Origin of the sequence: Methylobacterium tarhaniae, assembly GCF_001043955.1 — a bacterium.
In the GTDB taxonomy this organism is placed as follows: domain Bacteria; phylum Pseudomonadota; class Alphaproteobacteria; order Rhizobiales; family Beijerinckiaceae; genus Methylobacterium; species Methylobacterium tarhaniae.
Map to the genome: position 1 here is coordinate 1 of NZ_LABZ01000299.1, position 11,447 is coordinate 11,447.

Genomic DNA, 11,447 nt, shown 5'->3' on the forward strand with positions numbered 1-11,447 from the left:
ACCACCTGCGCCGGCCGGCGCGCCTCGACGTAATCCTGCATCGCCGCGGTCGATCCGGCGAAATCGGCCGCCGCCACCACGGCGGGCGGGCATTCGGGGTGGGCCAGCACGGTCACGCCCGGATAGGCCTCGCGGGCCTCGCGGATGTCCTCCGCCGTGAAGCGCTCGTGCACCTCGCAATGGCCGGCCCAGGTCAGGATCTCGATATCCGGCAGCTCGGCCTGGACGTTCTGCGCCAGGTACTCGTCCGGGATCATCAGCACGCGCCTCGCGCCGAGGGATTCGACCACCGCCTTCGCGTTGCCGGAGGTGCAGCAGAGGTCGGATTCCGCCTTCACGGCGGCGGAGGTGTTGACGTAGGTCACGACCGGCACGCCGGGGTGACGGCGGCGCAGGGCGCGCACGTCGGCGGCGGTGATCGAATCCGCGAGCGAGCAGCCGGCCGCTCGATCCGGGATCAGCACGGTCTTGCCCGGATTCAGGATCTTCGCCGTCTCGGCCATGAAGTGCACGCCGGCGAGCACGATCACGTCGGCATCGGTGCGGGCCGCCTCGCGGGCGAGAGCCAAGCTGTCGCCGACGATGTCCGCCACCGTGTGGAAGATCTCCGGCGCCTGGTAGTTGTGCGCCAGCACCACGGCGTTGCGCTCGCGCTTGAGCGCCTGGATCGCCGCCACGTCCGCGGCGAGGGCCGGCCACTCGATCGCCGGCACGTGGTGGCGCACCCGCGCGTAGGTCTCCGCCTCGGGCAGCCCGGCCGCCCCTCCGGTCATCGCGTTCATTCCCGCCTCCCGGGATATGCTCAAAATGAGCATTTACCCGGCTAGGCTAATCCCGCGCCTCCGGCCTGTCCAGATATGTTGGATCTGAGCATAATTGCGGCAGGACGACGCAGTTTCGCCGGTCGCGTCGCCCGGAAGGCGGCGTCAGCCCGCCCGGCCGGAGGGCAGCCGCAGGCCCGGGGCGGGGCGCTCCAGCAGCACCTCGCGACGGAAGCGCATCAGCCGCGCCGGCCGCCCGCCGGTCTCGGCGGTGACGGCCTCGGTCTCCTCGACGAGGCCCTGCTGCGCGACGAGGCGGCGGAAATTCTGCTTGTGCAGGAGCACGCCCGACAGCGCCTCGACCACGCGCTGGAGCTGGCCCAGGGTGAAGGCCGGGGGCATCAGCTCGAAGACGACGGGCCGGTACTTGATCTTGCCGCGCAGGCGCCCGAGGGCGGTGGCGAGCATGCGGCGGTGGTCGAAGGCCATCGCTTGGCCGGCGAGGGCATCGGGTGCGCCCGCCTCCGGCACCAGGCCGGCCTCGAACAGCAACTCGTAGCGCTCCAGCACCCGCTCCTCGTTCCAGCCGCTCCCGGCCGCCCCGAAGGTCAGGCCGATCCGGTCGAGCCGGCGGCGGCCTTCCTCGGGGCTCGCGGCAGCCGCGGCCCAGGCCTCGAGCCGGGCGGCGAGGGCATCGAGGGAAGGCGGCCGCCCGGCCCGCCAATCCTCGTAGGGGAAGTAGCGGTACCAGCTCTGCCAGGCGGAATCGGCGGCGGGTCGCGCCTCGCGCACCAGGGCCAGGTAGGCGACCGAGAGGGCGTGCCGGCCGCCATCCTCGCCGCCCGGCCGGCGGTTCCGGTCGCCGAAGGTGTAGAGCTGCTCGACATAGCCGAGGCTCTGGCCGGTCTGGCGTTCGACCCAGGCACGAAGGCCCCGCTCCAGGGTCGGATGCGCCGGCTCCAGCGGGCCGGCGGGCAGGCCCTCGGCCCGGCCGGCGCCCTGGCCGGCCACCGGGACGGTGAGGACGCGCGGCTCGTCCAGGGTGGCCGCCAGGATGACGGCCGCGAGGCCGACCATCGGTGCCGACGCGATCGGCTCCGGCTCCGTCATCTCCGCTCTCCCCGCGATCCGACGGCGGCTTACCACGGCCGTTCGCGGTTGCCAGACGGGTTGTTAGCGTTCCGCAGCGGGATTCTCGCGGTTCCCGAGTCCTCGCCTGCCGGTCCCCGTCAGGCCGGCACCCGCACCGTCGCCCGCAATCCTCCGAGCGGAGAATCGTGCAACGCCACGTCGCCGCCATGGGCGCGGGCGATGTCGAGGGCGATGGCGAGGCCCAAGCCCGAGCCGCCGGCATCCTGGCGGGCGTCGTCGAGGCGCACGAAGGGCTTGAACACCTCCTCGCGCAGTTCGGGCGGGATGCCCGGACCGTCGTCGTCGATCGAGACGGCGAGCCAGCGCGCCTCCTGGCGGGCGGTGATCGCGATCGTGTCGCCGTAGCGGGCGGCGTTGGAGGCGAGGTTGAACAGGCAGCGCCGGAAGGCGTCGGGCCGGACCGTCACGGTCGACTGGCCCTCCAGCGTCACCTCGGAGACGTGGCCGCCGAGACGCTCCACGTCGGTGCGCACGTCCTCCAGCAGCGCGCGCAGGTCGATGGCCGCGGCCGGCTCGCCGGAATCGCCCTTCGCGAAGGCGAGATAGGCCTCCAGCATCCGGCTCATCTCGTCGACATCGCGCTGCAGGTCGTCGATCTCGGGCGTCTGCGGCAAGAGCACCAGGGAGAGCCGGAAGCGGGTGATGATGGTGCGAAGATCGTGGCTCACCCCGTTGAGCATCGTGGTGCGCTGCTCCATCGCCCGCTCGATGCGCCGTTTCATCTCGATGAAGGCGTGGCCGGCCTTGCGCACCTCGCGGGCGCCACGGGGGCGGAAATCGAGTTCCCGGCCCTTGCCGAAGCTTTCCGCCACGTCGGCCAATCGCAGGATCGGCCGGATCTGGTTGCGCAGGAACAGGATCGCGACGCCGAGCAGCACCAGCGACGAGCCGCCCATCCAGAGCAGGAAGATGTGCGAGTTCGAGGCGTAGGCCTGGCTGCGCCGGGCGATCACCCGCATCACCCCGCCGGGGATCTCGACCCGGATCTCGATCAGGCTCGAGCGCCCGACCGTGTCGATCCAGAACGGCCGGGCGATCTGGCGATGGATCTCGTCGGACAGGGCCTCGTCGAGGAGCGAGAAGAACGGCCGCGGGCCCGGCACCGGGAGCTTCGCGCCCTCCAGGATGTCGACGTCGAGGTTCAGGCGCTCGCCGGCGATCCGCTCCAGGGTCTCGGCGCCCTTGTCCTGGGGATAGCTCTCGTAGATGTCGATCAGGGCCGCGACGTCGGCGGTCACGGCGGCCGAGAGGCGCCGGGTCACCAGCTGCCAGTGCCGCTCCATGAAGGTGTAGGCGATCACCGATTGCAGCAGCACCATCGGGGCGATGATGATGATGAGCGAGCGGGCGTAGAGCCCCTTCGGCAGCCGGTCGCCGATCAGGCGGCCGAGCCGGCGCCAGGCCCGCCGGGGCGTCGGCAGCGTCCCGGCGAGGGTCGGGGCCGGCATCGCGCCTAGTCCAGGACCAGCCGGTAGCCGACGCCGCGCACGGTCTGCACGTAGCGCGGGTTGGCCGGGTCGTCCTCGATGCGGCGGCGCAGGCGGTTCATCTGCACGTCGACGGTGCGCTCGTTGGCGGCGCCGTTGGTGCCGGTGAGCGCCTCGCGCTCGACGTTGCCGCCGCGGGCCAGCGCCAGGATGGTCAGGATCTCGCGCTCGCGCTCGGAGAGGCGGATCGCCTCCTCGTCGCGGGTCAGCTCCCCGCGCTCGATCCGGAACTGGAACGGCCCGAAGCGCACCGCGTCGAGGGGGGCGGCCCCGCCCTCCGCCGGCCCGCGGGCGTTGCGGCGCAGGATGTTGTTGAGGCGCAGGATCAGCTCTCGCGGCTCGAAGGGTTTCGGGAGGTAGTCGTCGGCGCCGATCTCCAGCCCGGTGACCCGGTCGTTCGGGTTCGAGCGGGCGGTGAGCATCAGGATCGGCACCTGCGAGGTCAGGCGGATCTGGCGGGCATAGTCGAAGCCGGTCTCGCCCGGCATCATCACGTCGAGCACCACCGCGTCGAAGACGAGGCTGCGGCCCCGCGCCCGTGCCTCGGCGGCGCTCGCCGCGGCGGTGACGCGGTAGCCGTTCTCGCCGAGGAAGCGGGCGAGCAGGTCGCGCAGGCGGCGGTCGTCGTCGACCACCAGGATGTGGGGGGCGTGGTCGGGCAGCTCGGCCCGCGGGCTGAGGGCGGGGCCGGCGCTCACGGGCAAGCCCCGTTGCCGGCGGGGATCTCGGCGGTCGGCTCGCCGCCCGCGATGAGCCGGCTCACCGCCGCGCGCTCCTCCGGCTCGATCATGGCGAGCAGGAACCGGCTCGCCGGCTCGCGCAAGGACGGGCCCATCTCGGCCAGCGCCCGGCGGACCCGCCGGCCCTGGACGCCGGCGAGGCGCTGCGCGAGCTGCCGGCCTTTCGGCGTGCAGGTGAGGAGGCGGTGGCGGCGGTCGCTCGTGCCCGTCCGCTGCGCGATGTAGCCCTGCTCGATCAATTCCTTCAGCACCCGGTTCAGGCTCTGCTTGGTGATCCGCAGGATATCCAGGAGTTCGGCGATGGTGAGGCCGGGATGGCGATCGACGAAGTGCAGCACCCGGTGGTGGGCGCGGCCGAACCCGTACTCGGCCAGGATGCGGTCCGGATCGGCGACGAAGTCCCGGTAGGCGAAGAACAGCAGCTCGATCAGGTCGTAATGCGGTGGCTCGTCGTCCGGCGCCCCGGGCGGGGTGAGGTCGGGTGGGGCGAATTCCTGCCGGCCGCTCTCCTGCCGGCCGCTCTCCTGCCGGCCGCTCTCTTGCCGGCCGCTCTCTTGCGCCCCTTGCGCGGGGGAGTAGCCTGCCGTCGGCAGGTCCTCGTTGGCGACGTCCGGGATGGGAGCCGGACGGGTCCGGGCGGCCTGGGTCACGGGTCGCACCTCTTCGCGAGACAAGTCGACGGGATTTTCGGCCTTCGAGGGCCGTCGTCATTTATGTCAGTCTTGTTGACATATCTCAGCCCCATTGATACCCGTCAACCCCGCCGGCGAAACGAACGTACGCCCCGCGCCCCGCTCGAGCACGAACGTTGCGCGAGAACCAGCCTGGCGGAAACGAACGCATACGAGGATCATCGTCATGTCCGTCATTCCCTTCGACCAGCGTGAAGGCCACATCTGGTTCGACGGCCGCATGGTGCCGTGGGCGGACGCGAAGATTCACGTACTCAGCCACGGCCTGCACTACGGCTCCAGCGTGTTCGAGGGCGAGCGCGCCTATGGCGGCCAGATCTTCAAGTGCACCGAGCATTCGCAGCGCCTGCGCCGCTCGGCCGAGCTCCTCGACTTCGAGGTCCCGTTCACGGTCGCCGAGATCGACGCCGCCAAGAAGCTCGTCCTGAAGGAGAGCGGCCTGCAGGACGCCTATCTCCGCCCTGTCGCCTGGCGCGGCTCGGAGATGATGGGCGTCTCGGCGCAACACAACACCATCCATCTCGCCATCGCGGCGTGGGAGTGGCCGAGCTACTTCGACCCCGCGACCAAGATGAAGGGCATCCGGCTCGATCTGGCGGATTATCGCCGGCCCGATCCGCGCACCGCGCCGTCCGCCTCCAAGGCGGCGGGCCTCTACATGATCTGCACGATCTCCAAGCACCGGGCCGAGAACAAGGGCTATGCCGACGCCCTGATGCTCGACTGGGAGGACAACGTCGCCGAGTGCACCGGCGCCAACGTGTTCTTCATCCAGAACGGAGTGATCCACACCCCGATGGCCGACCGCTTCCTCAACGGCATCACCCGCCAGACCGTGATCGAGCTGGCGCGGCGGCGCGGCTACGAGGTGGTCGAGCGGCGCATCCGCCCCGAGGAGATGGCGGGCTTCTCCGAGTGCTTCATCACCGGCTCGGCCGCCGAGGTCACCCCGGTCTCGGAGATCGCCCAGTACCGCTTCACCCCGGCCGCGATGACCAAGACCCTGATGGACGATTACACCGCCGAGGTGCAGCCGCGGGCCAAGGCCGCCTGAGTCAAGGCCGCCTGAGTCAAGGCTGCCTGAGGCGACGCGGCCCGGACGTCCCCGTCACCATGTGAATCCGAGAGCCCCGGGCGGGAGACCGCCCGGGGCTCTCGCGCATGGGCTTCGACCTGTTTCGCGGGGACAAGCCGCGCCCGCGGCAGGGGAGGGGGGAACGCGGAAGGGGGCGTCCTCGTTGTCGGCCTGGAACATTCAGAGAACACAGGCAGATCCCATGACCGCCAAGAAGGCTGAGACCAAGAAGGCTGAAACCCGCGAGACCGAGAACCCGAAGCAGGATCCCAAGGACACCTCGAACCGCATCAAGGACCCGAAGGACTGGACCACCGGCTCCGAGCCGATGACCGGGGCGCAGGCCTCCTACCTCAAGACCCTGGCCGAGCAGGCCAAGGACGAGGACGCTTACGACCCCGATCTCGACAAGGCCGAGGCCTCGCAGCGCATCGACGCCCTGCGCAAGGAGACCGGCAAGGCCTGACTGCGCGCGGGTCTCTCCCGAGGGAGGGCCCGGCACGCATCCGGCCCCGATCGTGATGCTGGAGGGCTGGAAGGAGTTCCAGGCCCGAAAGCGAGGCGCTGCTCTCCTTCTCCACCAGGGATGGGTGAAGCCGCCGGCCCGCTCGGGTGAGGGGGCGGGAGCTTAAGCCTCCGCCCCCACTGCCGCCAGCGCGAAGGCGTAGATCAGCGCCACTTCCTCCAGCCGGTCGAAGCGGCCCGCGGCACCGCCATGGCCCGCCTCCATGTTGGTGCGCAGCAGCACCGGGCCCCCTCCCGCCATCGTGGCGCGCAGGCGCGCGACCCACTTCGCCGGTTCCCAGTAGGTCACCCGCGGGTCGGTGAGACCGCCGAGCGCCAGGATCGCCGGATAGGCCTTGGCCGCGACGTTGTCGTAGGGCGAGTAGGAGAGGATGGTCTCGAAGGCCTTGGGATCCGCGCCCGGGTTGCCCCATTCGGGCCATTCCGGCGGGGTCAGGGGCAGCTCGCCGTCGAGCATGGTGTTGAGCACGTCGACGAAGGGCACGTCGGCGACGATGCCGGCGAAGAGCTCCGGCGCGAGATTCGCCACCGCTCCCATCAGCATGCCGCCGGCGCTTCCGCCATGGGCGACGATGCGGCCCGCCCCCGTATAGCGGGCCTCGATCAGCGCGCGGGCGCAGGCGACGAAGTCCGAGAAGGTGTTGGGCTTCTTCTCGCGCTTGCCGTCGAGGTACCAGCGCCAGCCCTTCTCGGTGCCGCCGCGGACATGCGCGATGGCGTAGACGAAGCCGCGATCGACCAGCGAGAGCGGATTGGTGCGGAAGGCCGCCGACATCAGCGAGCCGTAGGAGCCGTAGCCGTAGAGGAGGAGCGGCGCCGTGCCGTCGAGCGGCGTGTCGCGCCGGTGCAGCAGCGAGACCGGCACCTGCTCTCCGTCCGGCGCGGTCGCGAACAGGCGGCGGGTGACGTAAGCCGCCGGATCGTGGCCGCTCGGCACGTCCTGGCGCTTGCGCAGGGTGCGGTCGCGGGTCGTCGCGTGGTAGTCGTAGGTCTCCGCCGGCGTCGTCATCGACGAGTAGGTGAAGCGGATGAGATCCGTGTCGAAGGCGTGGCCCGGCGAGAGGCCCAGCGAATAGGCCTCCTCGGCGAAGGCGACCGTATGCTCGGCGCCGCTCTCGGCCTCGCGCACGATCAGGCGCGGCCGGGCATTCTCCAGCTCCAGCCGCACGAGGTGGCGGGCGAGCACGTGCTGGAAGCGGATCATCACCCCGGCACGATGCGGGATCAGGTCGCGCCAGCTCGCCCGGGCCGGGTCGTCGAGCGGCGCCACCGCGATCTTGAAGTCCTCGGCGCCGTCGGCGTTGGTGAGCACGAACAGCTCGTCGCCCCGGTGCTCGACCGAGTAGATCAGCTTCGGCTCGCGCGGCGCCACGACCCGCAGGGGCGCGAAGGGCGTGGCGCGCTCGGCGAGATGGACTTCCGAGGTCTCGTGGTCGTTCGCGGTCACCACCAGGTAGGCGCCGGACTGGGTCTCGCCGATGCCGACGAAGAAGCCGGCATCCGCCTCCTCGTAGATCGTCTCGTCGTCGCTCTGCGGGGTGCCGAGGCGATGCAGCATCACCGTGGCGGGACGGTGATTCTCGTCGACCGCGACGTACCAGAAGGCGCGGCCGTCGGCGCTCCACACCACGTCGCCGGTTGTGGCCAGCACTTGGTCCTCCAGGTCCTTCCCCGTCGCGAGGTCGCGGACCCGGATGGTATAGAGCTCGGAGCCCTTGGTGTCGGCGCTCCAGGCCACCAGCCGGTGGTCGTCGGAATGGGTGGCGTCCTCCAGGCTGAAGAAGGCGTGCCCCTCCCCCTCCCGGTCGCCGTCGATCAGGATTTCCTCGCCCTCGCCCGCGAGATCGCCGACGAGGCCGGGATTCACCAGGGCCGCCGGGCGGCGACAGACCAGCGGGTGCTGCCCGCCCTCGCGGTAGCGGGTGTAATAGGCGAAGGGCCCGTCGCGGTCCGGCACGCTGCCGTCATCCTCGCGGATGCGCCCGCGCATCTCGGCGACCAGCCTCTCGCGCAGAGCCGTCGTGCCGGCGAGCGCGGCGTCCGCATAGGCGTTCTCGGCCTCCAGAAGTGTGCGGATCTCCGCCGGGAGGGCGGAGGGATCCTTCAGCACGTCCTTCCAGTTCTCCGCCTTGAGCCAGGCATAGGGGTCGGTCACCGCGCGGCCATGGACCGTGACGGTGACGGGCCGGACGGGCGCCGTCGGTGCGGCGGCGGGCGGGCTCAGGCGAAGGGTCATGCGGCTCCCCGGAAGGTGGCGTCAGGCACGGATGTGCCGTCCCGGGGGCGCCGCCGCAAGGGTCGGCGTCACGCCGCGGCGGCCACGCCCAGGGCGTCGGCCCGGATGCGGTCCATCATCGCCCGGGCGCCGTTCGAGCGCTGCGCCGTCAGGTGCTCGGAGAGGCCGAGCTTCTGGAACAGCCCGAGGGCGTCGGCGCGGGCCGCATCCGACGCCGTGCGGCCGTCGAAGAACGCGATCAGCACCGCCACCACGCCCTTGGTGATGTGGGCGTCGCTGTCGCCGCGGAAATGCAGCCGCGGCTCGGGGCCGGAGCGGTCGATTGTCGTCTCGAGCCAGACCTGGCTGACGCAGCCGCGCACCCGGTTGGCCTCGCTATGGGCCTCCTCGGGCAGGGGCGGCAGCTTGCGGCCGAGCTCCATCAGGTACTGATGGCGGTCGTCCCACTCGTCCAGGAACTCGAAGTTGGAGACGATCTCGTCGATGGGCGGCAGCATGGGACTCGAAGGGGATGAGGGCTGAGACCCGGCATATAGGCGGGCCGGGCGCCGCCCGCCACCGCCTCACTCCGGCAGCGTCAGCTCGAGGGGCGATTCCGGGGTGCCGGTGCCCGAGACCGCGATCTCGGCCTGGCCCGCATAGGCGGCGATCAGCCGGGGACCGATCCGCGGCACGCCGGCCGGCGGCTCGCCGGCGACGCCGCCGGACGTGATCCGCACCCGCACCGGTTCGGTGCCCGAGCCCGCCGGCACCTCGACCCGGGTGACGCAGGCGATGCCCTCGTCGGTGCCGTCGAGGCATTCGGCGACGATCTCGGCGAGGATCATGCCGAGCGCGTTGACCCGGCGTGGCTCCAGCAGGGCCGTGCGCCCGGCCTCGACCGTCACGGCGATCCGCCCGGCCCGCCGCAACTGGCCCAACCCCTCGGCGAGGCGCGTCAGGTACTCGGCGAGATCGACGCTGGCGATCTGCGGCGCTTCGTGCAGATGCTGCTGCACCAGGGCGATCGCCCGCACCCGCTGGCCCAGCGCATCGAAGGCCGGGCGGCAGGGCCCGGCCGCGGCGCGGCCGTAGAGGCCGATCAGGCTGACCGTGACCTGCAGGTTGTTGCGCACCCGGTGATAGATCTCGGCCAGCAGCGCCTCCTGCTCGGCCATCGCCCGGGCGGCGTGCTCCTCGGCCTCCTTGCGCTCGGTAATGTCGAAGCAGGAGCCGGCGAAGCCCGCGAAATCCCGGCCCTCGTGCAGCGGGTAGGCGTGGCCGTGAACCCACCGGAAGGCGCCGTCGTGGCGGCGCAGGCGATACTCGGCGCTGTGCGGCCGGCGCTTGGCGTAGGCCGCCGCCAAGCCGGCCTCGTGCGCAGCCCGATCCTCCGGATGCAGCCCGTCCTTCCAGCCGTCGCCGAGCTCGTCCTCCGCCGTGCGGCCACGGAACGTCGTCCAGGCCGGGTTGACGTAGATCAGCCGGGCCTTCGGGTCGGCGCGCCAGATCATCAATCCGGCACCCTCGGCGAAGCTGCGGAAGGCCGCGTCCGGCGATGTCGTGTCCGCGGCCATGCCCCTCGCCTGCTCCTTCGTCGCCGATCGCGCTCCTTCAGGGCCGGTCAACGTACCGGGCGCGGCACCGTTCCGGCGCAGGCCTAACAGAAAACCTTATGGTCAGCGACGGTTGAGGGCGAAACGGCCGGGGCCGGCGGCGGCGATCATCAGGAGGCCGCCGATGATCGAGAGGTTCTTCAGGGCCTGGATCTGGTTCATGCGGGCGGCGTCCCCCGTCATCGACCAGAAATTGTGGAAGACCACGATCGTCGCCAGGGTGAAGGCGGCGAGCAGCACGGCGGCGGCGCGGGCATAGAAGCCGAGCGCGATCAGGAGGCCGAGGCCCAGCTCGGCCGCGATGGTGAGCCAGGCCAGCACCTGCGGGTAGGGCAGCCCCTTGCCGGAGACGGCGGCCACGACACCGGCCGGGTTCATCAGCTTCTGGGCGCCGGAGACGCAGAACAGCACGACGACGAGGATGCGGGCGAGGCTGAACACGGCTTGGCTCATCGGGATCTCCAGATCTGACAGAGCCCGTTGGAGAACCTGGCCGCGCAACAGTCAAGCTGTCGTCAGCGCCCCCCGGTCCAGTCGGCCCGATTGGGACGGGTGCCGGCCGGCATCGCCTCGCCGGGCTCGAAGCGGGCGAGCTCGGCGGCGCGGGCGCTGATCCAGCCGGCATGCTGGCCGATCGGCGTCACGGCGGTGAAGCCGCCGCAGGCGGTGCGGACGCGGCCCTGCTGGGCGGCGCCGCTCGACCAGCTCACCACGCCGACGAGCTGGTAGCCGCCGGGACCGGCGCGCAGGATCGGCCCGCCGGAATCGCCCAGGCAGGCGCCGGCGCCGGCGGTCTCGGCCAGAGTGGTGCGATCGGCCACCACCGTCACGGTGTTGGCGACCTGGAGCTCGCCCAGCGAGACGAGGCGAGCCTGGCGCAGCACCCGGGCGGTGCCGCGGCGGTTCTCCGCCACCACGCCGTAGCCGGCGATCGCCACGTTGTCGCCCTGCGGGATGTCGCCGCCATAGCGGGTATCGAGAGGGCGGAAATCGGGACCGAGACGCTCGCTGAGCTTGAGGATGGCGAGGTCGGTACCGGGCTGGGTCTCGGGCGTGGTCCCGGGCACGAAATCCGGGTGCATCGCCGCCGCCACCGCCCGCAGGCGGCGCTGGCGGAAGTTGCGATCGACGACCACGACCCAGTAGCCGGCCTTGCGCATCACGCAATGGGCCGCGGTGAGCAC

Annotated in this window: 12 protein-coding genes; 2 read left to right on the forward strand and 10 right to left on the reverse strand. The window is 71.4% G+C overall.

All coding sequences use genetic code 11. The annotated features are described in order from the left end of the window. The 5 genes from nadA to VQ03_RS29070 form a co-directional block, all read right to left on the reverse strand. The coding region (gene nadA, locus VQ03_RS29050) for a quinolinate synthase NadA (protein ID WP_048454406.1) at positions 1–782 on the reverse strand (782 nt) is incomplete at its 3' end. A 144-nt stretch (positions 783–926) separates the two neighbouring features. Continuing rightward, complete coding sequence (locus VQ03_RS29055) at positions 927–1,871, reverse strand: NUDIX hydrolase (RefSeq protein WP_048454407.1); 945 nt, start codon at positions 1,869–1,871, stop codon at positions 927–929. Between the two features lie 119 nt (positions 1,872–1,990). After that, positions 1,991–3,361 carry an ATP-binding protein gene (locus VQ03_RS29060; protein ID WP_048454408.1) on the reverse strand — a complete coding sequence of 457 codons (1,371 nt, stop codon included), beginning with the start codon at positions 3,359–3,361 and terminating at the stop codon, positions 1,991–1,993. A 5-nt stretch (positions 3,362–3,366) separates the two neighbouring features. Then, complete coding sequence (locus tag VQ03_RS29065; RefSeq protein WP_048454409.1) at positions 3,367–4,098, reverse strand: response regulator; 732 nt, start codon at positions 4,096–4,098, stop codon at positions 3,367–3,369. Beyond that, entirely contained in the window at positions 4,095–4,790 is a 696-nt protein-coding gene (locus VQ03_RS29070) for a MarR family winged helix-turn-helix transcriptional regulator (RefSeq protein WP_245292237.1), read from the reverse strand. Before VQ03_RS29070 ends, VQ03_RS29065 begins: the two co-directional genes overlap by 4 nt. Positions 4,791–4,998: 208 nt before the next feature. On the opposite strand from VQ03_RS29070, the gene VQ03_RS29075 reads away from it, so the two are divergent. After that, positions 4,999–5,886, forward strand: a complete 888-nt coding sequence (locus VQ03_RS29075) for a branched-chain amino acid aminotransferase (RefSeq protein WP_048454410.1) — start codon at positions 4,999–5,001, stop codon at positions 5,884–5,886. A gap of 223 nt (positions 5,887–6,109) precedes the next feature. After that, a complete protein-coding gene (locus VQ03_RS29080) occupies positions 6,110–6,373 on the forward strand; it encodes a DUF3072 domain-containing protein (protein WP_048454411.1) in 264 nt (87 codons plus the stop codon). 162 nt (positions 6,374–6,535) lie between these two features. On the opposite strand, the gene VQ03_RS29085 is transcribed toward VQ03_RS29080, so the two are convergent. The 5 genes from VQ03_RS29085 to VQ03_RS29105 form a co-directional block, all read right to left on the reverse strand. Beyond that, entirely contained in the window at positions 6,536–8,668 is a 2,133-nt protein-coding gene (locus tag VQ03_RS29085) for a S9 family peptidase (protein ID WP_048454412.1), read from the reverse strand. 68 nt (positions 8,669–8,736) lie between these two features. Next, entirely contained in the window at positions 8,737–9,165 is a 429-nt protein-coding gene (locus VQ03_RS29090; protein ID WP_048454413.1) for a SufE family protein, read from the reverse strand. Between the two features lie 66 nt (positions 9,166–9,231). After that, complete coding sequence (locus VQ03_RS29095) at positions 9,232–10,224, reverse strand: sensor histidine kinase (protein ID WP_048454414.1); 993 nt, start codon at positions 10,222–10,224, stop codon at positions 9,232–9,234. 102 nt (positions 10,225–10,326) lie between these two features. Further along, positions 10,327–10,716 (reverse strand): DoxX family protein, encoded by a 390-nt coding sequence (locus tag VQ03_RS29100; RefSeq protein WP_048454415.1) that lies wholly within the window; start codon positions 10,714–10,716, stop codon positions 10,327–10,329. Positions 10,717–10,778: 62 nt separating this feature from the next. After that, positions 10,779–11,447: S1 family peptidase (locus VQ03_RS29105; protein WP_048454416.1), on the reverse strand; the 669-nt coding region annotated here is incomplete at its 5' end.